At 47.4% G+C, this 25,939-nt stretch carries 16 protein-coding genes and 2 pseudogenes; 6 read left to right on the top strand and 12 right to left on the bottom strand.

The window, feature by feature from the left end:
• Nucleotides 1-17 precede the first annotated feature (17 nt).
• Nucleotides 18-2,456: a DEAD/DEAH box helicase gene (locus tag METMA_RS24770; protein ID WP_020160056.1), complete on the top strand. Its 2,439-nt coding sequence runs from the start codon at nucleotides 18-20 to the stop codon at nucleotides 2,454-2,456.
• Between the two features lie 10 nt (nucleotides 2,457-2,466).
• Entirely contained in the window at nucleotides 2,467-3,903 is a 1,437-nt protein-coding gene (locus tag METMA_RS0115685) for a hypothetical protein (protein ID WP_198014523.1), read from the top strand.
• 271 nt (nucleotides 3,904-4,174) lie between these two features.
• Here the strand turns inward: METMA_RS0115685 and METMA_RS27060 are convergent.
• Nucleotides 4,175-4,363 (bottom strand): annotated as a pseudogene (locus tag METMA_RS27060) (transposase domain-containing protein); the annotation flags it as partial.
• Nucleotides 4,364-4,385: 22 nt separating this feature from the next.
• Between METMA_RS27060 and METMA_RS27860 the strand changes: the two are divergent.
• Nucleotides 4,386-4,607, top strand: a pseudogene (locus tag METMA_RS27860) (transposase domain-containing protein); the annotation flags it as partial.
• Nucleotides 4,608-5,013: 406 nt separating this feature from the next.
• Nucleotides 5,014-6,489, top strand: a complete 1,476-nt coding sequence (ltrA, locus tag METMA_RS0115700) for a group II intron reverse transcriptase/maturase (protein WP_020160060.1) — start codon at nucleotides 5,014-5,016, stop codon at nucleotides 6,487-6,489.
• A 261-nt stretch (nucleotides 6,490-6,750) separates the two neighbouring features.
• On the opposite strand, the gene METMA_RS0115705 is transcribed toward ltrA, so the two are convergent.
• Nucleotides 6,751-7,530, bottom strand: coding sequence for a TIGR01458 family HAD-type hydrolase (locus METMA_RS0115705; protein ID WP_020160061.1), 780 nt, complete (start codon nucleotides 7,528-7,530; stop codon nucleotides 6,751-6,753).
• A gap of 495 nt (nucleotides 7,531-8,025) precedes the next feature.
• Between METMA_RS0115705 and METMA_RS25830 the strand changes: the two genes are divergently transcribed.
• Both METMA_RS25830 and METMA_RS0115715 read left to right on the top strand, forming a co-directional pair.
• Nucleotides 8,026-8,253, top strand: a complete 228-nt coding sequence (locus METMA_RS25830) for a hypothetical protein (protein ID WP_027147382.1) — start codon at nucleotides 8,026-8,028, stop codon at nucleotides 8,251-8,253.
• A 389-nt stretch (nucleotides 8,254-8,642) separates the two neighbouring features.
• The gene (locus METMA_RS0115715; RefSeq protein WP_020160063.1) at nucleotides 8,643-10,481 is read left to right on the top strand and encodes a tetratricopeptide repeat protein; all 1,839 of its coding nucleotides are present in this window, start codon (nucleotides 8,643-8,645) and stop codon (nucleotides 10,479-10,481) included.
• Between the two features lie 515 nt (nucleotides 10,482-10,996).
• On the opposite strand, the gene METMA_RS0115720 is transcribed toward METMA_RS0115715, so the two are convergent.
• The 10 genes from METMA_RS0115720 to METMA_RS0115770 all read right to left on the bottom strand — a co-directional run bounded on the left by METMA_RS0115720 (nucleotide 10,997) and on the right by METMA_RS0115770 (nucleotide 25,801).
• Nucleotides 10,997-11,683, bottom strand: a complete 687-nt coding sequence (locus METMA_RS0115720; RefSeq protein WP_040590615.1) for an IS6 family transposase — start codon at nucleotides 11,681-11,683, stop codon at nucleotides 10,997-10,999.
• Between the two features lie 75 nt (nucleotides 11,684-11,758).
• Entirely contained in the window at nucleotides 11,759-13,576 is a 1,818-nt protein-coding gene (locus tag METMA_RS0115725) for a serine hydrolase (protein WP_020160065.1), read from the bottom strand.
• A gap of 210 nt (nucleotides 13,577-13,786) precedes the next feature.
• Nucleotides 13,787-14,332, bottom strand: a complete 546-nt coding sequence (locus METMA_RS0115730; RefSeq protein ID WP_156830518.1) for a hypothetical protein — start codon at nucleotides 14,330-14,332, stop codon at nucleotides 13,787-13,789.
• A 10-nt stretch (nucleotides 14,333-14,342) separates the two neighbouring features.
• On the bottom strand, nucleotides 14,343-15,311 hold the full coding sequence (locus tag METMA_RS0115735) for a hypothetical protein (RefSeq protein WP_020160067.1): 969 nt from the start codon (nucleotides 15,309-15,311) through the stop codon (nucleotides 14,343-14,345).
• Nucleotides 15,312-15,552: 241 nt separating this feature from the next.
• Nucleotides 15,553-17,064: a DUF6519 domain-containing protein gene (locus METMA_RS0115740; protein WP_020160068.1), complete on the bottom strand. Its 1,512-nt coding sequence runs from the start codon at nucleotides 17,062-17,064 to the stop codon at nucleotides 15,553-15,555.
• A 9-nt stretch (nucleotides 17,065-17,073) separates the two neighbouring features.
• Nucleotides 17,074-19,323 carry a hypothetical protein gene (locus tag METMA_RS0115745; protein WP_020160069.1) on the bottom strand — a complete coding sequence of 750 codons (2,250 nt, stop codon included), beginning with the start codon at nucleotides 19,321-19,323 and terminating at the stop codon, nucleotides 17,074-17,076.
• Nucleotides 19,324-19,331: 8 nt separating this feature from the next.
• Entirely contained in the window at nucleotides 19,332-20,897 is a 1,566-nt protein-coding gene (locus METMA_RS26565) for a putative baseplate assembly protein (protein ID WP_084254142.1), read from the bottom strand.
• Between the two features lie 13 nt (nucleotides 20,898-20,910).
• The gene (locus tag METMA_RS0115760) at nucleotides 20,911-22,503 is read right to left on the bottom strand and encodes a baseplate J/gp47 family protein (RefSeq protein WP_027147384.1); all 1,593 of its coding nucleotides are present in this window, start codon (nucleotides 22,501-22,503) and stop codon (nucleotides 20,911-20,913) included.
• Nucleotides 22,504-22,577: 74 nt separating this feature from the next.
• Nucleotides 22,578-25,445 carry a putative baseplate assembly protein gene (locus METMA_RS25840; RefSeq protein ID WP_020160071.1) on the bottom strand — a complete coding sequence of 956 codons (2,868 nt, stop codon included), beginning with the start codon at nucleotides 25,443-25,445 and terminating at the stop codon, nucleotides 22,578-22,580.
• Nucleotides 25,442-25,801, bottom strand: coding sequence for a GPW/gp25 family protein (locus tag METMA_RS0115770; protein WP_020160072.1), 360 nt, complete (start codon nucleotides 25,799-25,801; stop codon nucleotides 25,442-25,444). Before METMA_RS0115770 ends, METMA_RS25840 begins: the two co-directional genes overlap by 4 nt.
• Between the last annotated feature and the right edge of the window lie 138 nt (nucleotides 25,802-25,939).

The following is a 25,939-nucleotide window of genomic DNA, read 5'->3' on the forward strand; positions in this document are numbered from 1 at the left end:
CAGGACGTCCATCTCAATTGTCGGAATTGTCTGAGCTACTTTGTAATAACGAAGCATTTAATCGGGCAATCGAGTCGTCCCAGCCCCAGGAGTTACCCTCCGATATTGATGAATCTGGGTTGAGCCTTCAACTCAAAGAGGTCTTTGCAAGGTCAGAGAGTACAGGGATTGATGAACGCTCGGAAATTGCCTTCGAAATTTCCACGCAGGCATTGTGGCGAGCAATTCTGGACACGGAAACCGAGTCAAGCCCACATGTGGAGTTGAATGGTTCGGCAATGCCCCCGTCTGATACTACCTCTGAACTCATCCTCCCATACGAGGCTGATGTCGACCCGCTGGGAACATTCGCAAGCACGGATGAAGTTGAGGCGCTTTTGATTGACCCTGATGGGACCGAACGAAATATCGGAGAAGTGTCGCTCAAGAAATCCGCCCTGAATGAGGTTCGTCTCGTCAAAGTTCGGTCGGCGGCTTATGGAATCAAGGATAGTGACATCGTTTTCCTCCGAACCAAACAGGACCGTGCGTCTTACAGGAAGCGTAAAGCCGCGCTAGAAAGGTTACTGGACAGAGAAGGGGTTTTGCCCGAACTATTGGATCTGTTCGACCCGATGTGCAAAAAGACTGCAACCTGCTACAACATCACTGTCACCGATGAGGATTTTGCAAGGTATGACCGTGAGGATCAGCATGGGAACAAGATAAGCCTCAATCAGCAACAGCGCGAGGCTTTCTCAAAACTCTTGAATTTCGGGCCACTCTCCCTGCTGCAGGGGCCGCCTGGCACAGGCAAGACCGAATTTATTGCCGCATTCGTTCATTTCCTCATCGAAAAGCTCGACGTAAAGCGGATTCTATTGGTCAGCCAGTCTCACGAGGCGGTCAATACTGCCGCCGAGCGAATCAGAAAGCACTGCGCAAGGCTCGGAACGTCCTTGGAAGTCGTCAGGTTCAGCAACCGCGAAGGTGCTGTCTCTCAAGGATTGAAAGACGTCTATTCCCATGCGATAACGGCTGAAAAACGTGAATTGTTTAATGCGGAGTATCGCTATCGAGTTACAGCATTGGCTGACGCTCTTGGACTTGAAGCCGAATTCATATCTAAAGTTGTTGATGCTGAGTTGAAGCTATTCAGGCAGATTGACCATCTCGAGTCATTGCTTTCACAGTTTGAAGACATTGATGACAAGGATGACGTCAAATCGCTCAAATTAATTGCCGTTGAATTGGATGGGGCAATTCGTTCGAAGCTTTTTGTAGATTATGGAATTTCCTTGTCGCCGGAATCCAGAATTTCCGAAGCAAAGGCTATCTTGCTGTCCAGGCTCTGTACAGAGTATGGCGTTAGATCAAACGAGGCAATGAGAGTACGGGCATTGGCCAGAATTTCTCGTGATATTCAAGACGCCCTTTCCGGTGAAAGGGTGAATTGTGATGAGTTTTATGCTCGCTCAAGGCAGTTGGTAACGGGTACTTGTGTCGGTATCGGTCAGGGGCATATAGGTATTCATGACAATATCTATGACTTCGTTATTATTGACGAGGCGGCTCGCTCCATTTCAAGCGAACTTGCTATTGCCCTGCAATCAGCCAAGCGTGTTCTGTTGGTTGGTGATCATCTCCAGTTGCCTCCCCTTTATTCTGACGCCCACAAGGCGGCGCTTTCGCGAAGATTAGGCATTAACAAGGACCGCACGGAGCTTGATGTCATTCTACAAAGTGATTTTGCTCGTGCATTCAATTCGGACTATGGCATCCAAGCAAGTGCAGCCTTGCTTACCCAATACCGCATGGCGCCACCGATTGGGAATCTGGTTTCCAATGTCTTCTATAAGGGGAAACTAAACAACGGACCTCGGGCAATTCCGAATATCTACCTCAATGCACCGAAATCGCTTATCTCACCTGTAACGTGGCTAGATACTTCGCCTTTTGGAGAGCGGGCCCATCACCAGGATGATCGTGGTGTCAGCATTTATAACCGATGTGAGGCAGAGCGAGTCATTGAGATACTCAAGCAGATTTCCCTCAGTGGTCAGTTCTTGAAGGACTTGTCTCTGCTTAAGGATAAGGATGATGCGCTCATCGGCGTAATCTGCATGTATGCAGAGCAAAAGAAACTGATACGTCAGAAATTCAATCAGGAGATATGGAGCGAAGGCTTCAAGGAATTGGTGAAAATCGATACGGTTGATAGCTATCAGGGAAAGGAAAACAGAATCATCATATTGAGTCTTACCCGTTCGGATCCATCATGGACTCCCGGCTTCTTGAAGACTCCGAATCGAATAAATGTCGCTATGTCACGAGCCATGGACAGATTGCTGATAATCGGAAATGTCGATATGTGGCGTAAGCATAATAAAGACAAGCCACTTGGGCTGGTGGTCTCCTACATGCATGATGTGGGTGAGAATGCGGGGTACAAATTCATGTCTGCACTCAATGGTTGATAAGATAGCTATGATGGAAAATAATTTGATATATCATGAGATTGATTTCCTGTTGCCTGCGCAGCGATTCAATATCAATTTTTCGTACATTACTCAAAAAGGGCTGCCATTCATTCGTGAGTTTGTTCTTCGGCTAGTTCATTTGGCACCGATGACAAAATCACAGATCGCTACTTTTTTTGGTTTCAGTCGCAAAGAGGCCGATGAAGCTATTACTGATTTGGTTGAGAGAGGCGAATTGACGCTATCGAACACGGGGCGTCTAACGCTCACCGAAAAATCAAATGCTTATTTCACCGAAATCGGAGAAATTCCTCGGTTATCTCTTTTGCGTGATAGCGGGGCTTGTCTTTCATTCGACTTGGCGACATTTAGCTGTCTTGGCAAGGATATAGCTTCCGATAAATGGAAGTTGGGGATAGCCATCAAGGTTGATGACGAAAATGCATCTAGGAGTGAGGCTCTGGTAGAACAACATTTTCAGCGCCAGTTCCAGGAGATTCTACATAAGGGTTTTCTTTCCCAATCCCTTATCTTGGATGAAAAAGACTCGCCAAGCGTATATACGATAAATTCGGTTAATAAAATTCGTCAGATGCCATTTCGGCTAACTGTCAAGTTTCAGGTTGATCATGACGGTAGAAATGTCGAGCGCGAAGACTTCGAAATTCTCAATAACTCTGATTACGTTCATGAGCGAATTACATTCGAACTTGATCGGCGATCGAGGCCAAATAACGCAATTGAAATTGCTAAGGCAATGCTCGATATCGGTGATGGCGATACGCTGAAATTGTTTGATTCAAAGACAAATCGTTTCAATTGTTCATTCTGGAATGATCTCAAGCGTCTTGAAGAAAACAGTCAGTTAAGGCGAACCACATTTCTTGGTCCGATATATTCAAGTGAGAATTGGGGGATTCTTCAAAAATATCTTGCTCCTATTCTTGTGTCTCAGATCGAAAAAAAGGCTGACACAGGACAGGAGCTGTTTCTTTGGCTGGCTCCGAGTGACCCTGTTTGGGGTAAGAGCAGTCGTTTTACTTCATCTCTTAGTGACTTTTTCACTAAGGCAAGTACGAAAAACAAGCATCTTTATACACCTCGAATTTATTTGCCGGTTTCCGGGCAAGATGACTTAAGATCTGCTCGGCAATGGAAACATGAACTTGATCCCTATCTCGATGCGGCACATGGATTAACTGAGGGCTTCCTTGGCGGCAATGTCGAAATTTTACTCTTCGAGGGTGAATTGGTTGTTGTGGTCTATCACATGTCGCTCCCAGAATCTTTCCCGGTATCTTTTCCTGTTGGTTTCGTCAGTACAGATAGCGAAATTGTGGCAACGGTTGGTCGGCTTGTGAAGAAGTATGTCGAAGGTAGTTCTGGCTTCGAGCGTCCAAATGACGGCGGCCTGATTTCACGTTTTGGTCGTAGTGAACGTTAACAGTATAGGACTTTCGCTAGCTAGCGAAAGTCCTAATACATAAAGGAAAATCATATGTTGATCAAGAGATTATCGTGTAGAAGGGTATTTTCTCTGTTAACCATTTAATTTCTAGTTAGACGAGAAAAAGTAGGCATGTATTACCACGAAATTATCAACGATAAGGATGTGTTCATTGTTCGAGATCATCACCATGCGTTATTGCCATGGTCTATCGTTCGAACAAAGGTAAGCGAGCAGCGTTACCACGGCTCAAGTTCACCGACAGAAATTAATCGGTGACAGCAAACGGCAGCAGTTCGTCGATGCGGCTGTTGGGCCAAGTGGGGAGTTTTTCCAAGGTGTCTCTTAACCAAGCGGCCGGATCGAGGCCGTTGAGCTTGGCGGTGCCGAGCAGGGTTTGAATGACAGCAGCCCGTTGGCCGGCGCGCTCCGAGCCTGCAAACAACCAATTCTTCTTGTTATGCAAAGCTTTGCATAATCGCAACAACTGGCTGTTCTCGGATACGGTCAAAGGCGCCAAGGCCAGCGCCAATCTGTACAGCCTGATCGAAACCGCCAAACTGAATGGCCTGGAGCCGTACCGCTACCTGCACCATGTTTTTAAAGAACTACCCGGGGCTCAGTCGCTCACCGACATTGAACAACTCCTGCCCTGGAATGTAGACAAAGATCATATTAATAGCGGTTGGGTAAACAGGTAGACGCGGTTTATTGAGCGCTTAGTGCGGCTGCAAAGTCGATAGTAGATAGCTGATGAAAGTTCAGCACAGGGAAGGTCTAGCGAACTACCCTGACCCCGAGTCATGCGGTAAATCTCGTGAGGGATTTGTCGAAGCGTTGACAGGGGAAACCAGCAGGCCAGCCATTGAGCCGCGAAATCAAAAATCTGGGATGCCGACGTTGTTAAGCGAAGCGGAAGGCAATACAGTGCAAAGCGTTATCGCAAGCGATGTACCTGATCCCACGCGGTCGGAGACCCTGTGCATGCTGGGAAGTTTACTATGCGGAAGCAGCGAGATCTCATTGATGTCCACCATGATTTCGCGGTGGACAGGGATGGGAAGGTAAAACCGTAATCCATCCATTTACGTCAATGAGAAGTCGGATATGTCCATAATACCCATGAAATTGCTGAACGATGTAATGAAAATGACTGAGGAAGCAACGGAGGGAAGGGATATAGTCAAGAGGAACACCGGTGAACTCCCCGCTCCACAGACACAGAGCTGTGATAAAAGGGCGTCTCGTGGACTAGCCGGTGTGCGTGAAGTTGCAAGACGGGATAAGCAATGCCGATTTAGTGCCTTGATGCATCATATTACACCGGAACTGCTCTGGGAGAGTTTCTATGAACTCAAAAAGAATGCAGCACCTGGAATTGATAAGGTCACTTGGCGTGAATATGAAGCCTTGATAGGTAAAGGCAGACTTACAGAGCTACATAAAGAAATACAATCGGGTCACTATCGCGCCAACCCATCAAGACGGGTATACATCCCGAAAGCGGACGGTAAACAACGTCCGCTGGGTATAGCATCCGTTGAAGACAAGGTGGTTCAACAGGCGACAGCGACAGTGTTGAACTGTATTTATGAAGCAGACTTTATGGGTTTTTCCTATGGATTCCGGCAGGGTAGAAGTCAGCATGATGCGCTGGATGCATTGGCTGAGGGTATTTTCGGCAAGAAAATAAACTGGATACTGGATGCAGACATCAGGGCATTCTTTGATGAGATTGACCATGAATGGATGATACGTTTCCTGGAGCATCGTATTGCCGATAAGCGCATGATAAGGCTAATAAGAAAATGGCTGATTGCAGGTGCTATTGATAGTGATGGTATAAAATTGACATCAACTAAGGGAACCCCGCAAGGGTCGGTTGTTTCACCGTTGCTCGCCAACATCTATCTGCACTATGTGCTGGATTTATGGGTGCATAATTGGAGAAACAAACACCTTACAGGTGATGTCATCTTTGTCAGGTATGCCGATGATGGTGTCTGGGGGTTTCAGTACGAAAAGGAAGCCAAAGCTTTCCTGCACTATCTAAAGGAGAGACTGGCAAAATTTAAACTGGAGCTTCATCCTGACAAAACACGACTCATTCGGTTCGGACGATTTGCAGAAAAACAGTGTTTGGAAAAAGGTCAAAGTAAACCTGAGACCTTTGATTTTTTGGGATTTACACATATAGGTAGTAAGACCCGAAAAAGTGAATTCAAGCTGTTAAGGCTGACAATCAAGAAAAGAATGAGGGCAACATTGAGCGCAATTCGTGCAGAATTGCATCGAAGGCGACACGAACCGATTCCCGTGATTGGAAAATGGATTGCCAGTGTGGTCAGAGGTTACCTGAATTACTACTCGGTGCCCGGCAATCTCATGCGACTTAGTGGTTTCCTTACCGAAGTCAAAAGGGCTTGGAGGCATGCGCTATTGCGGAGAAGTCAGCGTAATAGGATGCCGTGGAGCCGTTTTGGCAAGCTTGCTGATAGCTTCCTGCCTCAACTCAAAGTGCTGCACCCGTACCCGGAACAGCGATTTCAGGCCAAGACTCTTGGCAGGAGCCGTATGCGGTAATTCTGCTCGTACGGATCTGTGCGGGGGGTGGCTGGTAACAGCCATCTCTACCGCGACCAGATAATATGCATATAAAACCTGTGTGCAAAATTCCGCTGGAGTGACAATTCGGGTTCGACCAATGTTTCCACGTTGTAACATACCGGAGCGGTGATCTCCGGTCACCAGATAATCAGCATCACCCGCCGTTACTACTCTCGATACAACCCAAGATGTGTTTTTTGTTTACCCTTCAGAAGCTTCCCCTTGAAAAAGATTACACTAACAACCCAACAGACTGGGTAGATTTTTGATCGAATCTATTATCAAATCCGGTGTGATAGGGGATGATTCAGCATAGCTTTGCCGATACTTCCCAGTCTTCACCAAAATCCCCATTAGCCCAACCTGCTGTCCGCCACCAACGTCTACATCAATATCATCACCTATTATTGCGGCTTCTTCGGGTTTCAGTCCCATATCATCCAAAGCGATTTGGAAGAATTCAGCAGAAGGTTTTCCGATAATCATGGCTTTGGAACCGCTCGCATATTCCAGTCCTTCAATAAACCCGCCTATATCCATTTGCAAGCCATGTTCAGTTTGCCAAAATCGGTTTTTATGGATGGCGATCAGTTTCGCGCCCTGCATCAGGCAATTGAAAACCTCATTCAACAACGGGTAAGACCAAGTATTACCAATGTCGCCGACCACAATATAATTTGCTTTTGTATCAGACTGGCGAAATCCTTTAAAGTCCTTTTTTACATCATCCGCCAACAGCAAGCGGCAAACTGGTTCGTGCTGATTTTTAAGATAAAGTAATGTGGCCTGGGGAGCGCTGATAATCTCATCGGCAGAAATTGAAAAGCCCATGGCGTTGATTTTCTGTTGTAAGGATGCCAATGATAAAGTACTGGTATTGGTGACAAAACGGCAAGGCATACCGCTCACACGAATTTTTTCAACCGCTACAACTGCACCTTCGATGGCATTCGATCCAACGTAAAGCACGCCATCAAGGTCAAACAGAATGCCTTTAATAGTAGCCAGGGTCTTCATAGCTGTCTTATCTGAAACCGAGATAACAAACGAAAAGGCCGATTGCCAATGACATAATTATCAAAGGCAGGTGGCGGAGATACGAGTTATTTTATTGGTACATCGATAAATAGGATGACTGAATCGTATCAGAATTTAACATAGAAGTATTGGAATCAACAACATCTAGCACGGCCTTTTGATTCCAGCTGCTATTGATGCTGAATGTTGGTTGAGTGGCTCGCTAGAGATGGAATGTCGGCTATATAAATCATTGCAGATACAGCTTGCTGGCATTGGCGAACGGCAGTAAGGGGTCGGGAGCGAACATTCGAGCTGGAAATCACATGATTCATGTAACCTCTATCACGTGAGTCCATCCGCTATTGCCCATTTTCTCACGAATCCTTACGGTCACCCTATAAAGCGCGTTTTCAAATCGAGTTTTTGTTTCGTGATGCCAAACACTATACCGGTCTCATGGATTGCCAGGCACGCTGTAAAGAAGCGATACAGATGCAGGCCAATGCCTCATTGACAGCGCTGAATCTCTTGAAGCTTGAAGATCGACGTCAAAAACAGACGACTCAGGAAACGGTGATTTCCATTGCTTCCTGGAAACGTAAAAAATTCAATCAACACTTGATGTTACGCCTTTTCGGCAAGTTAGGTCTGAGCAGAGATTGCGAAAAAATAGCCCAACTATTTGACGAATTCAGTGATTATGGGTCGATTGCTGCGTAAAAGTGTTCGAACTATTGGTGTTTATGTTTAGATTATAGTGAATGGCTTTGGAATATCAAATCCGCTTACCTTTCTAGTTAGTGTATGGGTGTTTTTACATATTGTGTATTTAGTTCAAATATATACAGTTGATCTATGGTTGGAGAGGGGTGAATTTGCAATCATTGACCTGATAATGCGTGGGTGATTTATACTTCGTTAACTTTAAACGCGACCATCAGTGACCAAATAGAACTCAGCTTAGCATCCCTTATCCAAATTATTGTTACTAACCCAGTTCATACGGGACGCATTAAAATAAGCGCCTTAGCTTAGGTGCTAAATTCTTATTATTAGAAAACTATAATCATTCTATAGTTTGAGAAATTTTATGAACTAGGAGGACTACAATGAATAAAGCTGCCGCTGGAACTTTTAGCAATGATATAAAATCACTCGAAGATCAAGGATGGCAGCTTTTTGACCAAAAGCAATATGATGAAGCTATAAAAATATTCGATAAAATTTTTAAGAAAGAAACAGACAATATAGCTGCTTTTCAGGGCAAGATTGCATCTCTACGAGAAAAACGTGATTATGAGGAGGCTAATAAGTTGTTGGTGAAAGCTCTTAATGCCCATCCTAAGCATCCTGGAATTTTAAGCGAACGAGCTTGGCTTTTCCGAGCTCAAAACAAATACGATGAAGCTATTAGTGCCTTTGATGAGGTTTTAAAAGTCAAAAGAGATATAGATATTTTTGTGTGGGAAATAGGTTTGCTTAGAAGCCAATGCCGTTTTGAAGAAGCTGAGAAGTTAATTGTTCAAGCCGATAGCGAATTCTCTAATAATCTTCGCATACGTAACGAGTTTGGGTGGCTTCATTTTTATCAAATGCAGTATGACGAAGCGATTAAAACTTTTGAAGAGATATTAGAAAAAGATAAGAATAATGAATCGGCACGTCAAGGAAAAATTGCGTCACTTCGACTGAAAGGGCAATATACGGAAGCGACTGACCAAGCCAAGGAGGCTCTCAAACATCTGAGCAATAGCCCCGGCATTTACAGCGAACTCGGATGGATTAATTTTGAACAAGGCGACTACGATGAGGCAGAGAAGTATTTCATAAAAGTTTTAACTATTATAGATGATCCATTGGTATATATTCATCTCGCATGGTCCCTTGTTCGTCAGGAAAAGGATACTACCCTCGATATTGCGATAAAGCACTGCCGAGCAGCACTAAAATTAGAACCTAATCTGGCTGAAGCATTTGGATGTCTTGGCAATATTGCCTTCAGAAGAGGGCATGTCCACGAGGCTGAAGAATATTTTCGTCGATCAATACAAGTAAATGCTAAAAAAGGCCACTATGCAGACTTAGGAGCGCTCTATATTTACTTAGAGCGATATGAAGAGGCAAAAGAGAAATTAGAAGATGCATTAAAAAACAATCCCAATGATGCATATGCCCATCTTGAAATGGGAGACCTTTATTTACAAACCGAAAAAGTTAAAGAAGCTATTAGAGAGTTTCGCTTAGCGGCCGACATTGATCCACATAACTCTAATTCTTTCAAGGGATGGGCTATTGCACTGATGGAGAACAATAAACTTATTGAGGCGGAGAAGGTACTCCGTAAAGCTATAAAACGCTTAGATGAATCGAAACGATGGGAACTTCATCTAACGCTCTGCCGGTTATTGGCACGCATTGGTGATGAGACAAGTGATCACCAGTTTTATGAGGAAGCTCTGAAGGAGGTTAACACTGCGATACGTCTCAAGCCACAGGATCCAGCACCATATTTTCATGCTGGCATTGTACGGTTTAAACTTGAAGATTACAGAAATGCACTCAATAACTTTCGGCGTTGTCTCAGAGAAGACAAGCATAACCTTGAAGCAGAATTGAATGCTAGGCGAGTTCAATCTTTGATACGTATAGAAAAGGCACGGTCCCGAGTCAGCCGTTTCGCGAGCATTTTCCTTACCATTATTTTTTTGACACAATTAATTGCACTCTGGGTTCTTCGTTTCTTCAGAACGGACGGAATAATCACGGACACGATGCTAATAGTTCTGGTGCCGATCCTAATGGGTCTTATGGTTGTGACAGTCCTTCTACCCGGGTTAACCCGACTCAAAATGACAGGATTAGAGGCGGAATTAAGTGAACCGACACCAAAGGAATCACTTCCATCTGGGCCCAAAGGGGAAATTGGATTTAGCCGGGTAGGTCTATAATTTACCGACATTTCCGATTAACATCCCTGTCTTACAGACCGTTTCAGCTCACCGGTGCGATAAAGCTTCGTCGGACGCGCTGAATGAGATGTTATTACCGTTCAAAATAAACATTTATCGTCGGCTGCGGGTCGGTTTGAGATAGTCATGATCAGCCAAAATCGGCCAGTCAATTTCTTTCCTTAAAGTTCCAAATTAATGGGACCAAACACAATATGAGATAGCCAATGTTATTATAATCTCCAGAACTGTATAGCGTTCCGGTTCGGATGATATGCCATTAATAAATTGATTTTTAATCACCATTTTATAGCTATTAAATGGGCTGATTATGGTAATTATATAAAAAATTCAATTGTTCAGCATCAAGGAAATTCGGGGCATTTGTCCGCGTCCGATCTGAAGCTAGAAAGGAAAAAAATCAGTATTCTCAATGAATCTTTTGTATTACCAGCACTGATGGTTCTGTCGCAAAATTTAGCTCAAGGTGAAGAATGCCTGTCCTGGAGGCAGAACTATCCTGCTAAAGCCATAGACTGCTTATAGACCGGCATGTTGTCATCATTAGAAAGTTGTCCTTTTCGGATCCTATGTGCCGTTTCAATGCCATCAATCGTTGCTTGCGCTGAATGCCAAGCCTTGAATCCCATCGTCGGTTGGGTGATTTTTTTGATAGCTCGGTGATCTTGCTCAATCAAATTGTTCAAGTATTTGTTTTGGTAAATGTCTATAAAACTGATCAATCCCGCCAGCATCAGCAGCCTGTTAATATTCTCAATGCCAGCATAGTTTGCCCCACTCTTGTCCATGACGATTTTATGCGGAAAGCCATTGGCGTTGATGGCATTGACAAAGAATGAGGACGCCGCCGCTGCGTCACGGTGTTCAGACAGCATAAACTCAACGGTATCACCGAATTTATCGATAGCCCGGTATAAGTAAACCCACCGGCCTTTAACCTTAATGTAGCTTTCATCCATCCGCCAAGAGCTTGCCACGGTGCGTTTACGTTTTTTGGTCTCGGCGGCAATTAATGGAGAATAATCGACAACCCAGCGATTAAGTGTGGCATGATCCACCTTAACACCACACTCTTCCATGATGTCTTCGAGATCGCGGTAGGATACGCCCTGTCTCACAGAGAAAAATACAGCGTAGAGAATGACATCCTTGGGGAAATGCACACCTTTAAAACTGATCATCAATTCGCTCATTTGCTAAAAGTTGCGCATTGTCCCTGAATCGGTAAAACTTTGCGATAGAGCCGCAAAAACTGACTAGAGCATTATTCCATGCTGGTCGAGAAATAAATCGATCTGTCCTTTGATTCCGTCATGCTCGGCTGTTGTGACCCGTCGGTTGAAGGCATACGCAAAGTCAAGTCCGTCGTGTCGGCTCACCGCACCAGCTCCCGAGCCATCCATCTCTCCATAGCGAGTTGCAAGTTGGCGTGGACCCATATCCCATACCGCGTGCGTGGCGATGAAGCGGGCTATGCTGCCAGTCGATGCGACAAGTCCGCCTACACCTTCGCTGTTCTCGGTGATCACTTGTGCGCCGTAAGCATTAGGAGCAATGGCTGTGGCGGTCATATCGATCTGTGAAGGTCCAACTCCCGGATGATCGTATGTGGCAACTTCATGAGGTCGGCGGACGCCGCTGCGAGTAGCTCCGAGATCGACATCGTGAATATTCAAAGGCATGAGGAGTTCCCGACGAAGGTAGTCAAGGTACGGCAGGTTCGATGCAGCCTCAACCACCGACGTAAGCACCGTGAACGCGCTGTTTGAGTAATTATCACCTGTGCCCGGCCGCGCGATGAGCGGTTCTCCGTAGATATAGCGGACCAGATCGTCTCGGGTTGGCATCACTGTTGGATGTCCGATCCGAGTTGCGATCGTACGAAGGTCGGCACCGAAATCATGTTGCAGTCCGCTCTGTCGCATCGCAAGATCATGCATGGTGATTTTATCGACATCAGGATCGGGAGTTTGGCTTAGAAGCAATTTCGATGTGATTCCGAGGAAGCCGAACGCCTGCATTGTGGAAGTTAGCGCCCCGGCTTGAATTAAGCGATCAATAGCGGCACAGGTGAAAATTTCCGATACACTGGCTATCCGAAAAAGTGTATTAGGCAGGGTGATTGGATATCCGGCTTCTGCCCAAGTGTAGCCGCGATTGGCTACAAGGATGCCGTTGCGAGCGACCGCGATACTCATGGCACGTATGGCATGAGCCATCATGAATCTTTGGATCACTGCATCCATCTCGGCGTAATTGGTGAACGATTGTCCAGTCACCGACCAATGTCTAGCCAGCGGAATTTCATCGCGAACAAACAGCGATGCATATCGGCTGCTTTTCCCAGTACCACCCGCCTGAACCACGAGAGGTTCCAACCCTTGCGCTGTTCGTGCGTTGAACTCAGTTTGGTAATTGCTGGCTGTCATGCCATGCTTAGCCCACCATTCCCCGATGGGCTCATCGCGGAAGACGGACAGCATCCATTGGCTAGGCGCAACTGACACATAAGCCAAACGCGTGCCAGCTTCGACTGCCGCGTCGAAGAAGTGCTGATAGGTGGTTGGATCTGTCCACCACCATCCCCAAGGAACTGGTTTGTCATTCTTGACCCATACACCAGCAAATAAAGGATCACTGGATGTACCATAAACTGCAAGGCAGCAGGGGATATAGCCTTGATCAATGGCCCGTTGATTCTCGAAATTTACCGAATTAATTCTGGCGGATGGGTCCCAGCGCAGATGATGGCGCGCATACCACGGAGTTGTCACACCGGCTTCGAATACAGCGGCGAAGGTCGCGTCGTTATATCCGCCTGTGGCTGTTACCAAGATGGGAGCGAAGCCTTGGTCCGCCAATTCATTGAAGCGTGCCTGATACTGGTTTGCATCCAAATTATGGACGGCTACCCAGGCTGGACCAGGACGCTGCACCCATACCGCCGCATAACGCGCATCGCTAGGAGGCCCTGATACGCTTAACGAGATCGGCCTGAATCCCTGAGGCCCCAGCTCATCAACACGCGCCTGATGCGTCATTGCAGTAACATTGTGATATGTCTCTATATTCATTCAACCTCCTATTGATTCACTATGGTTGCAGTTGTCGTGATTGGGGCTCTGTTGCACTAATTTGTGAAACGGCGTCGAAACTGACCGGAAATAATTTCTATCGCATTGTTTTCCATTAATAATTTATATTTCAAGCTGATGAAAATTTAAGCCGAAAGCAGAAATATTGGACGCCAATTCACATGGCTGGTTAGCAAACTAGAGATAGAGCTATCGGCGAATCGCTCTCAAAGCTTCTTGCGCTGCGGTTTGCGCCGGGTTGCTGTTATCATCGGCAATGCGATTCAGATCGGCTTCGGATTGCTGGGTTCCGATTAAGCCCAACCCGGCCAAAGCCGAGGTCTTGTAGCGCTGCGTGTACTGAATCATTTCGCGGTCGGCATATTGCTTTTCTGAGATCGCCAGTTGTCGCGTCGCTTCTTCCTTACCCATTTGCGTGTTACCAAATTGCTGAAGCCAATTTTGGCGGTCTTCATAACGCTTGACGATAGCAGCGCTGAGGTTTTTCAACTCTTGTTTGGTCGGCCCTAAACGGAAAGCCTCCCAGAAGACCGGTTCGAGAGCGATGCCGACCTCAGTCAGTTTCTTTTCAAACATACTTCGTTCTGCAGCACCACAATTTTTATTGAGCCATGTCTGAACCAGAGTTTGAACCTCAGGCCTCAACTTGCTGAATTCTGGACGTTCCGAAAGCGTTTGTGCTCCGGCACAAGTCGAGACCAGCAACAGCAGAATTATCATAATTCGTCGATTCATGATGAACCTCTCAATTTGCGGGAAATCCACCGTCAGCCCATAACCGTTTCTGAATAGCCGGACAAGGAGGCGTGGCGGTATTGGAATAATTACAGGTGCGAGTCAACTCACCAGGGCGGGCATTATATAAGGCATCCAGAATCGATACGGGATTAAGATGGGCGCGGAACAACTGACCTTCAGTCGCATACTGCCGATTGTTGCTCGCACTGTGCATGATATTTTCGATGTTGAAATTGGCATCACTATCGACATGAGTCAGGCTGAAAGCGTGCCCAATCTCGTGCGAGAGCAATTCATCGCCGGTATTCTTGCCCATCGCAATCTGAGCTCCAAAATTCGACCAGCCGGTGCCTGTCCCACCATTGACGGTATCAACCCAATAAATATTCAACTGGCCTGCTACAAAACCGATGTCGTCACGCAATGGTTTCCATACTATGTCGCCAGCATCTCCGTTTGGAAAAGCATAGTGGGCAGATGCTTCAGGATCGGCTGTGGCATCAATAATATTGAACGGCGAGAAGATGACTCCCATGCGTTCGTTATGCCAAATTGCCGAGGTGCGAATGCAAGCTTCGATCGCATGCTGGCGTTGTTCGGTGAACGGACCCTTGATGATCCAGACAGTAACCGGAATACCGATCGCTGGGCGAAAATCCAGATTGAATGTATCGCCGCCACTTGTCCACGGCGTGCTCAGATATTTGGGAGGGCGGCCGTTAGTGAAGCCGGCCACCTCGTTGGATTGTGGCGAAAGACTGAGCGCACCGACTCCAATTGCCGATGCGGCCGAAATGAAACTACGGTCATTGACTGGACCAATGGAGTCTTGCCCGTCGACCATCAAGCCGACAGACTGCCCTGCGCCGTTGTCTACATTGACGGTATCACTACAACCGGCCAAAAAAATCATGACAGGGAACACACCTATTGCCATTACTCTGGCGAGATGCTTAATATCTTTGATAATTGACATCACACACCTCCAAGCTGCTCAGCAATCAATAACAGGTCGAGAATTACATGGCGCGACTTCAATGGGTATCGCCACGAAGTGAAAGCCATCCTGTTTTGCTTATGGCTTCTAACTTATATTATCAGTTGCATAAAGACTCTTCTCAACAGACACGGGTTAGGCAGTAATTATATGATCAATATCTTTACCGCCTATACATAACCCCGACTTAAAATTGACATTAAAAGTCACATCGGTTTTTCTATTCCGTCTTGCAAGTTATATCCGGCACACAACCACAATTTTTAATTGTATTCTCATCGATATACACCCCTATTGCCGCACGATGCCTTTTGATTCCATTGCTTGGGAGAAATTGCGGTTCATCTTGATCATTCTTTAACCATAGGATATCTCCGCTTGCAACACGGGCTGGGATCAGCCAATAATCCCCTTTATGGTAATTTCCGCCTGGCTGAAACTGAATTTTTATTCCGTGCTCTAGCTCAAAAAACTTATCCATGCTGTTATTGTCATCGGTTTCTTTTTTTATATATTCATTACCTTCTTTTATATCTATTGTCCCATCCTCATTGAGGCCCTCCTTTTGGTTCCACAGCCGTAAATAGGTGCACTTTGAGAAATCGAACTTTTCTGTTGTAGTGAGGGTTAGCTTTCCTGAGTTTGAATCAATTTTAGTCACTTTGGCTAAAGGTAGTACCTTTTGGCTGAATTCAATTTCATCATTGATCAGTTCGACCCAATCATTTATGCATAGGTCATAGCGGCAGTCAGGACCGAAATTGTCCAGTTCCAGAGTATGTTCCTTCGAATTTGAATTTAAACTTCCTGGGGTAATTCGAAATATTACGGAGCCATTTTCTTTAGACCACTTGCAAGTCGGTTGAGTATTCGGATCATCACCAACAACTCCATGCTTATGAATTTCCACCCGATAGAGCTGATTTTTTAAACCGCGATAGTGCGCATCGGGAGATATCGAGCAAGGATTAGTCTCATTAGCTGAGTTTATAGTAGTCCATGCGCGCAGTTTTGGTTCCGCGACCTCAAGAGTCTCAAGCAATGCTTGGACAATTTCACAAGGAGAGTCATTAACGGCATTATTTTCATCAAATAATGCTATAAAACTATCCTTTTTATTATTGATTTGGCTAATGTCTTCCAATGGCAAAATTTTATTGTTTAGTGCTTTAGTAATAGTAGCAATATAGGATTCCGCAAGTTTTGGAGTTAGCACACGCACTTGCCAGGCGATTTCCATACGTGATGTATTATCTGGCCTACCCAGTGCAGCTTCCTTAATGGCTGGGTATTGTATCCAGTTGACATGACGCTCCCAGCATTCAAGGTAAATGGCAAAGCCATCAGTTAAGCCATCAGTTAAGTCATCGCTATTTAAACCCTCCCATTCGGGGGTAGGAAACATGGGCTGAACAGTTCCTTGACCATCTGATTTAGGTGTGGAATACCAGCAGTCATCCTCGCTATCACATAAAATTCCATCGATATAAAAATGTCCTTTTGAAATGGTAAAGTTTCGCTCTGATATTTTGATTTTGTTGATTATGAAACTACCAGCTGTTTTCCAATGTTTCCCTGCAAAATCTGTAATAAATTGGCGCAAATAATATTGAAAAATAGCACCATGCTCATTCAAGTCCGAGGCGAGTAGAACTCGGCCTTGATGATGCAGTACTCTGCAGAAATGGGACTTTTTGGGATCACAACTCTCGCGCTCGATATCGGCGGACATAGTACCTCCTTAGGATGCAAAAATTACTGCGCTGTCCGTGCTGGCCGGTACGAACTCTTCTAACCGGCTGGTTAGTAGCGCAAGACGTTGGGGTTCGAACAAATCGTGGTAGACACCCATTTCGGACTCATCATCCGCACCGTGTTTGATTTCTTGTGCGGTGCAATGTGATAGCCGTAAATAATTAGAAGTGCCATAACGAGTACTTTCAAAATAAGGCGCAAGTCGCAATACCTCAGATTGAGCCATCTCATTGCTTTCCGGTTGACAACGATAACGCCGAGGAGTTCTAGAGCCGACAGGTACGTAAGAGTAGCGGATGCAGCCCATCTGCTTTCTGGCTACCTGTAATTTAGCAGTGAATAGGCTATTCTCCGCCAAAGCAATAGAATGGGATAGAACTTCTCCCACGATCGTACTACGAGCAATTCGTAGTTCCGCATAAGCCATGTCGGCATTACTACCGCCAATTGCTATGCTTTCATCAGAGGTGGCGTCGATAATGCTGTCGCACACAATAACTTGGGTCGGCTCAAAAAGCGCCGGATCCGTATTGACGTGAATCGCTCCGACAATGCTGGATTCAACACGAATGCGTGACCTGGTATTTTCGATTAGAATGCTTGGCTCAGATGCCCTCCGAGGTTCACAATCGCAATGCAGGCTCCAGCCTGGCACCAGCGTCGAATGGCGAAATACAACTTCACATAAATCGCCATCACTCGACCTCATTTCATCCGATGACCATTCGTTGCCTATTATCTCTACACCACGCCCGACGATCAGTATGCCATCGAAAATAACACGAGAGCCTTTTTCCCCTCGGATTGAGATTGAATCAGGACCATTGGCATTTTCATCAGATAACCAAATGATTGGACGAGTGCTGTTACTTGCCGCCACGCAGACAAACTCACTTGCTTTAAGCTCAAGTTCAATTCGCCCTTTATAAACACCACTCTTGACTAGCTCTATCAACAACGCAGGCCGCCGAATTTTCAGCTTATCCTCTTTATTCTTCTCATCTTCCGGAAGCGTAGTTCGCCAATATTGATAAGCGGTATCAATGGTTCTAAACAAACCCTGCTTAGGAAACTCCTTATCCAGATCCGGATCTACGCGAAAATAATTCATCTCTGCAGGAAGTGGCAGTGCAGGCCGATCATATTCTCCTCCACCAATGTCAGTTAGAAAACCATAGCCATAGGAGACCAGGACACCATTTCTGGGTGCCTGCCCCTTGGGAAACTGGATGCGACCGAGAATCGGGTCGATTGCAACATGATTCTTGGGTACCTGATAGGCCCAATGCGAAAGATCGGCGGATATCACTTTTTGGGCTTCGATGGGCATCGGTTCCCCTTTATTTATTCCATCACCTTTCTTCGGCCAATTAGCGGCATAGATAACCAGACTTTTATTTTCACCGTATAAGGAATCGTTCACATAAATCTTATTCTCTACGTGAGCTTCGAGAGCGCGTCGACGTATCGGTACTGCGAAATGAGTTTCCTCGGCCAGACCTGTTGTTTCAAGTTCCGGCACGGGCAATCTGAAAAGTGGCGCATCATTTCCCAAGATGGAAAAGGTAAAACAATGCCGACCGACATCTTCACAGGCATAGGCTGAAGTTTTGGTCACTGAATAGCGTTTGGTCCGAAACACAAACAATCCGACATTAGGGATGTTGTATCGTCCCGGCGAGTATTTGTTGCTGATACCACGAACATCAATGGTATGGCACAAGGTATCGAAAGGTGTGCCTGCCAGTTCGAGCTTACCAGCGTCCCGTATGTCAACCGTGGCCAATCGCTGGGGCTGGGGATGATCGAGATGCTCGGTACGTGCCAATAGTCGGTAGAATTCCACCGCGCGGGCAGGCCAATTGGCGACATCTCGAGCCAACTCTTCCAGCACCCAGAGCGTTCCCTTGCGCCGGCGGTAGGCAATCAGGTTACCGATTTCGCGGCGAGGGGAGAGGATTTTCGCCAGACGCCTATCGCTTAAGGTCCTACTATCCTGCTTGGGAGTGGGCATACGCTCATAGCCTAAAAGATCTCCGATATAAGCCACCACCCAATCCTGGCAAGTCTCGATAAACCAATCGTCATACATGCGTTGGGCTATATCCTGCTCGATTAAGTGAGCTTGATAATTAATGATCGTCAGCAGTTCCTTAAGCGGACCTTCACCTGCGTTATCGCGAGAACGTAGATAGGCTGGCAGCAGTTGGTAGAGAGCGTCTTGTTCTTCGTACATGATATTTTTCACCGTTGACTGAGATTTAGCGCCAATGTGCTGGGCACTTCCGGTACCAGGTAAGCCAACTGTGCCGGCAGGAAGCGAGGCGGGGCTTCATCATAGATCTTTTTCCATAATTCGGCGCGGTCCTTGTCCTCATAGCTGGTTGTTGCTTTGGCACATACCACAAAGGCCGGCACTGCCTGGAGACCTTCAACTGCTTTTACCAACTCTTCTTTGTTCAGTAATACACTTTCGGAAATCCCGCCGAACAGGTCAACATCGACCCAATCAACGCTGCGAACATTTTGCATGACAGCAATAACATCGGATAAGTAAACGGATTTTCCTAAGGCGCTTCGCTCGAAGGAAAAAGCATTAAGCAGACTTTCTCGGATCTGGGTTTCGATGGGGCTTATCTCATAATCAGGATCGATCACGACTTTCGCCTGTAAGACCAATGCCTTGAGCTCCCGTACGCTGATTGCCACCTGTAAAGACGGATCCCCGAACTCCCGGTAGGCATGCCTCAAATTGGTCAGCAATTCATCCTCCTCACCGAGCGGGATGTCATCAACGCCCGCCACGGTGACATGCACCCACCCTCCGGCCAGTTTTTGGGCATAGGCATGGCCGATCCCGGCAAATCGCAAGGCGAAGGACGCATAGTCTGACACGGACACCAATCGAGAGCTTGAGCCTAAAGCCAAGGTTGCCAATGGGACATTACGGCGGATGCGTTCCGGTCCATCCCGATCGGCGCCACCACTCGCTTTCAAGGGATTGATGACCCCTTGCACACCCAACGGCCGGGAAGCAAGTAGGCTGATCTGTTCAGCTTTGACGTTGCCTTCTCGACCAATTCCCACCCGGTAAGAAGCACGGATATTCTCCTGTCCGGTCGGCAGTCGCGAACCAAAAGTCAGAGTACCGATGCCGTTTTCATCATCGACGAGTTCATAAACTTTTTCACCCTCATTAGTATCAAGCAAGGAATCGATACGGCGGTAGCGCATATTGTTTACCCAGACGACTTCCGTACCCTGGATACCACTCGTGGTCGATGCGCTAACATACGTCAACGGCGGACGTTTCATTTGGAAGCGAGGAAAAGCCACCGCGGCATTTCCAGAACCTAAAACTTCGGTAGGAAGCGTTTCGCCATGGGAGGCTTCCACCACGTTGCCATAAACAGTAACGGTGGAACGTTTATAGGAATAGGTGAGAGATTGATCGAGCGTGACAACAGTGTGAGGGGTATCTCCCGGACTATCTTTGTAAGGAACATGTTCGTCCTTGTAAGGAACATGCTCGATTCCGCTAACAGTCCTCAGCTCTGCAGCATGAATGCCTGGCAAAGGACGCTCGTTCTCATCTTTAACGTCAGTCCGTTCGCCGGCCACGATAATCCAACGTCTCGTTTCGAATCCGTCATAGAGCTTATCGAGTTGAATCCTGATGCCTTCGACATCCTCATCAATATTGTCTGGGGCGATTTTTACCGGCTCACTCTGCACAACATACATTGTGTTGCGCAAAAAATTGAGGTATTTATTTTGATTTCGTGATACGGCAGTTGCTGTGGCCGACATAATTTCCCCCTCCTTATACTCTTTGTTTTGATTCTGAAATTACCGAAAATGGATCTCCACTATCGGCATCCACCAGATCAAGCTTGGTAACTTTTCCAGAAATATTGTAGGAACCTCTCTGAACCGTTTGAGTCGAGCGTACTCGAGCGAAACGTAATAGACGTTCTGGAGTAACCTCGTCTACCCCCTTTTTGCCTTCCTCTTTTTTTTTCCAGCTACTCATCAGTGGCGTTTCGACAATCGCAAAACTATCCCCTGTTATGGCATCTACAACGGTATCGAGGAATGCTGCGCCCGCATTGGTATCGGCCTCATCGAGGGGCCACTCCTCACTTAAGAATCGCCCGTTATCATTTGATATCTTTTCAGGAGCCACTGCTCCAAAAGGACTGGCTATAGTTCTGAGTAGATAAACCGATGGCGCCGACTTGCTTATCCGATTTGCTGTCCTGACTCTCAAGGCTGAATACAACGAATCTTGAAACACCGGCATCATGGTTTGCGCCAATTCGATGCGCACGGTGCCATCTGCATTAAGTCCTTTATCGGCTTGTTGCAATAAAAAACCTTTCGATTCCTGATTTCCTTTTGCTGAATTACGCAATGAACCTAAAACTTTGTCTGTAGATGTAACTCCCAATCCTTTGCGATCGGGAATTCTGGCTTCGGATATTACTTTGAAAACCTCCTTCAAATGCTTTATTTGACTAGAGAATGGTGGTTTTTCTGAACGTGGCAACAAAGATAATACTCCGCTCGCGTTTAATCCTAAGAAGTAGGAACTTAGAACGTTGAGCAGATATTTTCCTAAAACCACCTTTTCTTTTATAGGATTTTCATTTCTGATCTCTTCGACAATCTTATTCCTAATATCTATTAGTTGGTTGACAAGATCACGTTGTTCAATGAGGGCCTGCACCAGTCTATCTTTCGGCTTCAGCGTCAACTCCACAAACCCAAGCTCGATATTGGTTTTCGCCGATAAAACTTCCCTCACCACCTGTTCACTAAGCTTCATGCCAAACATAAACAACACTCGCTCGCCCGGCCTGACGAAGAGCGAGGGGTCGGCTAATCGGAGAGTAGGCCTGGTCAATGCATCAAGTATGTCGATGTTCGGGGGACGACTCTGACGGGGTTTCATCTGGCTCCATTCCGCACGCGCCGTAAGCTTCTCATCTGTTTCGAATGTTTGCATTTTTTCGCCGGGCAGGGGCACCGTTTGCGCCTTGGCCCCCGGATCGATGTCGACGGGTTTGGCTGAAGGATCGAGGAGATAGGCCAGATGAACCGTAGCCGCTATACCAGGGCGTGGTTTGAAACCGACCATATTAGCCAATTCACGCAAGGAAAGTTCATCAGTCGCGGTGCGCAGATAAGCTTCTTGAGTGAGGCGTTCACGGTAAAAAGTCAGAACATCGGCTGCGACGGACCATGCGTCGAGGAAGGCGATTGTCGGATCGGTCGGATCGCGAGTACCGAGAGCCTGCAAATTCGGCGACTCCTTGGATGAAAGCTGGCGCTTGGCGTCGGTAAAAAACGTGCTGTAGTCACCAACGCGTGCCCGAATGGCATCCAGCCCCGGGCGATTGCTCGGCGGGGCCAACAGATTGGTTTCCGGCTTCGAGCAACGCTGGCAGTCGCATAACTCCGTACAGCTTGCACAGCCGCATTTGCAGCTCATAGCCCCCCCTTCATAGTAAGTTTTAACGAACCGTTTTCCGGGAAATTCTGATCGTTGTCTAACTGCGCTATCTCACCGCGTCTAATAGAAATGAAATTATCCGCTAATGTGCCGATAGCGCCGATCGTGTTGGGATCGGCGTCCTGCATCCTGAACTCGGTAATCTCAACATACAGAACACCCTCGAGCTTCTGAACGGCGGCCACGATGCGTGATGCCTTGATGTCGGTTCCAAACTCCAGATTGTCAGGATGGAACAAACCCAAGGTGCCATTCGCCAGGCGGCGGTTCGATAGCACTTCACGTATGGCCAACTCAACGTCACTGCGCGAATAATGTGGAGCCACACAAATATTCAAGCCTATAACGAGAGGTACTTTGTGAGCAGGAACAATCCGGAAGTCATGCCCGATCCGGCGTGCGCGTTCGAGCTGCTTTATGATGTCTTTAGCCAGTGAGGTATCCCATTCGGCTTTGGCAAAGGGATCCAGGGCAACATTGGCTTCGTACCAACTGCCGGTCCAGGCCAGTTCCGAATAGGTGCTATCGATACGTGCATCGCGCCCAGCCAGTTCCGCGTAGTCGGACGCCGCCACGGCCCGTTCTAGCACCCGTGAATAGGCATGAGGAGCATAGAGCTTGACGTGTGAAACGGGTTCCGGCTCCATGCCGCCGGCAGCGGGCAGTGGATTGCGCAGTCGCAGCTGGATGCCAGAAAGCAGGCCGCTCCTGCGGGCGAGCCATACGATAGCATCGCGACCTACATTGCCGGTCGTACTGTTCCCGATCCGATAACGAGCCCGGAAATGCAGTCCCGGTTCCGGCTGGCGGCCACAGTCATCGTCACCGAATCGTAGGTGGGCAAAGCCCTCATCGTCCATTTCAACGACAAAATGCCGGTCAGTGGATAGGCTGGAAAGTAAATCCTCTTTGGAAATCCAGTCCCATTTATTTCGCCAAACCGGTTTGGTAGAGACGGAGGATGTCTCGTATGGTTTCTCGGTTTCCAGGGCTGATGAGTCCAGCTTGGAAGTAGAAATCGGCAGACCATCGTCAAGTTTAACGCTGGCGACGGCTTTCCTTGGGTCCTGTTTAAGAAGTCCTAAAGCCGACAGGGTTCCAACTCGGTCTGGATCAAGGACTTCCACATGGGTCAACAGCAGCTTGGCGAGGGTCATCGAGAACGGCTTGGCGACCATGGGCACATCGACGACAGCGCCTTCACAGCCGCAGCACCCTATTAGTGGCTCTGCCTGCACAACCCAGCTTTCATTAACTTCATCATCCAAGGTTATTCCATGATCGACGAGAATCACATTCCCTCGTGCCACCGCCGTTTCGACAAATTCGCAGTTTGGCGCATCGGTACGTGTCGATAAGCACAAGGTAAAAGGCAGTGCATCCTCATGCCCCCATTCGACTTCCAGGACGCTACTGCCGGTAATAGGGTCGATCGTTGGACTAGGACTAACCCAAGTCAACCGTACAACATGGCGTTTACTCGGATCGGCATCGGCAACCGCACCGGTTCGCGGCCCGCGTATTTCCTCCATGATCAAAACGTCGCCTTTATTGAGCTGCAAGAATCTGCCATCGGAGGCAGCAGAAATCGTATTGGTATGCTTCATTCCTGCTGAACCCGTCTCGGAATCTGTCTGACTGTTTGCCGGCACTTGAACTTTAGAGAGCGAGTAAGAACTCTCTTGTTCGCTGGTCATATCCCGGCACTTGGAATCTACTAGCCGATTGGAATCGTCCGCACTCATTGTTGCAGGACTCGCCACTTTTACTAAAGGCTCATTCAGGAGAGAAGCTCTGGTCGTTCCGGCAGGTAGACAACACTCCGCGTCTCCCCAAGTGTAGAAATGAATTTCACTGTGTGCCGCAATAACTGACACTTTGCCGGTTCCATGAATATCCATAGCCTCGAAAACTATTGCATCAGGCATTTTTCGTAGAGAATCCCAGTCGATCAAGCCTGACATCCGCACAACTGCGTCGTTGGGCGGCACCGCAAAAGCCAGATCGGTGATATCGAATGTTTGATCACTATCGGAATCAATACATACCCATGCCCGCGAATTGCAGCCTTCATGCATACGATAGTCAACCAAACGGGCATGACGGCGTACGGAAATCCTCAGGCGGGCAGTGGCAAGATAGGCTTCCGTGGCTACTGCATCAAGGGTATAACTCAACTGATCGGCCACATAAGCCATGAGTTCGACCAAAGTAATCCCGATGTCCGGAATGTGACGCTCCCGCCACTCCGGCATAGTGACTAAAAGCCGATCAAGCATTAACTGTCGGAAACTTTGAAAGTCGCGCGCCAGATAATTGATCGTCGGCGGCGGCAATAGCGGTTCCGGAGAGCAGGGCTGTGGTTTGCAATCCACGGTGCTGGGGCAATCGGTGCGGAACAGCAGGGGAGCGCATGCGTAACGCGTATCAATACCCTCGGGAATTTTGCGTTCGATGACCGAAGACGGGTCTCCCAAACAGTGAGCTGTGGCCTCAACTGGCTCAATTAAACAAATACAATAACTGGAGAAATCACCGGCTTTATCGATTCTCACATGCAGGCAGGTATCGCCGTCTCCATGCTGAACGAATTGTGCAGAGAGGATCTTGATATCACGTATACGCCGTCCACCTTCGATGACAACATTTCGCGCCGATAAAGTCTCCGGCACAGTACCGAAGAAATGAACAACAAGCGATGTGCCTGAGGGATCGACCTCCACATAATCCAAGCCGGCTAATTTCTTAGCGCAAGGCTTGGTGTTATGACCCCTTATCAAGGCTCTACGCTTTTCCGTAGCGCAATGAGCCGGAGCGCTGGATGTACATTGGGTATTGTTCATGACACCGGCCTCGTGAAAGTTTCCTTACGCTCTGCGCCGGTCGAGCGCAGTACATAGCTTAGCGTTACCCACAATTCCGCATCGATACTTTCAACTGCGGCTTCCTTCAAATCGATCAGATCGCCTAGCCAGCGTGTCAGGGAAGCCTGCAGAGTCATCTGCAAGGTCGCCGCCAATTCCGGGCTGTTCGGCGCAAACACGTACTGCAGCAATCCTGTACCGAAATCAGGCCGCATCACCCGCTCGCCAGGGTTTGTGAACAGCAGCATCTCGATCATATCGCGCACATGATCGGCATCGTCTGTGGGTGCGGTGCGTCCGTTGGCGGCTATTCGGTAGGGGAAGTCAATATTCATAAATTCCTCAACTCGCTATGACCCGTTGTTGGGTCGGTGGCGCTGGCATCACGATAAGCGGTGTCGGATTGGGAGAACCTTTTGAACTCGCAACCGACTCAGGTAAAAGAGCTATTGGAAGACCCATAGATAAAACGC

Origin of the sequence: Methylobacter marinus A45 (assembly GCF_000383855.1) — a bacterium.
Classification (GTDB): domain Bacteria; phylum Pseudomonadota; class Gammaproteobacteria; order Methylococcales; family Methylomonadaceae; genus Methylobacter; species Methylobacter marinus.

Excerpts from the sequence above, each read along its gene's own strand:
- METMA_RS0115685 (WP_198014523.1), top strand. The coding sequence starts at position 2,467 with ATGATGGAAAATAATTTGATATATCATGAGATTGATTTCCTGTTGCCT.
- ltrA (WP_020160060.1), top strand. The coding sequence starts at position 5,014 with ATGTCCATAATACCCATGAAATTGCTGAACGATGTAATGAAAATGACT.
- METMA_RS0115705 (WP_020160061.1), bottom strand. The coding sequence starts at position 7,530 with ATGAAGACCCTGGCTACTATTAAAGGCATTCTGTTTGACCTTGATGGC.
- METMA_RS25830 (WP_027147382.1), top strand. The coding sequence starts at position 8,026 with ATGCAGGCCAATGCCTCATTGACAGCGCTGAATCTCTTGAAGCTTGAA.
- METMA_RS0115715 (WP_020160063.1), top strand. The coding sequence starts at position 8,643 with ATGAATAAAGCTGCCGCTGGAACTTTTAGCAATGATATAAAATCACTC.
- METMA_RS0115720 (WP_040590615.1), bottom strand. The coding sequence starts at position 11,683 with ATGATCAGTTTTAAAGGTGTGCATTTCCCCAAGGATGTCATTCTCTAC.
- METMA_RS0115725 (WP_020160065.1), bottom strand. The coding sequence starts at position 13,576 with ATGAATATAGAGACATATCACAATGTTACTGCAATGACGCATCAGGCG.
- METMA_RS0115730 (WP_156830518.1), bottom strand. The coding sequence starts at position 14,332 with ATGAATCGACGAATTATGATAATTCTGCTGTTGCTGGTCTCGACTTGT.
- METMA_RS0115735 (WP_020160067.1), bottom strand. The coding sequence starts at position 15,311 with ATGTCAATTATCAAAGATATTAAGCATCTCGCCAGAGTAATGGCAATA.
- METMA_RS0115740 (WP_020160068.1), bottom strand. The coding sequence starts at position 17,064 with ATGTCCGCCGATATCGAGCGCGAGAGTTGTGATCCCAAAAAGTCCCAT.
- METMA_RS0115745 (WP_020160069.1), bottom strand. The coding sequence starts at position 19,323 with ATGTACGAAGAACAAGACGCTCTCTACCAACTGCTGCCAGCCTATCTA.
- METMA_RS26565 (WP_084254142.1), bottom strand. The coding sequence starts at position 20,897 with ATGTCGGCCACAGCAACTGCCGTATCACGAAATCAAAATAAATACCTC.
- METMA_RS25840 (WP_020160071.1), bottom strand. The coding sequence starts at position 25,445 with ATGAACAATACCCAATGTACATCCAGCGCTCCGGCTCATTGCGCTACG.
- METMA_RS0115770 (WP_020160072.1), bottom strand. The coding sequence starts at position 25,801 with ATGAATATTGACTTCCCCTACCGAATAGCCGCCAACGGACGCACCGCA.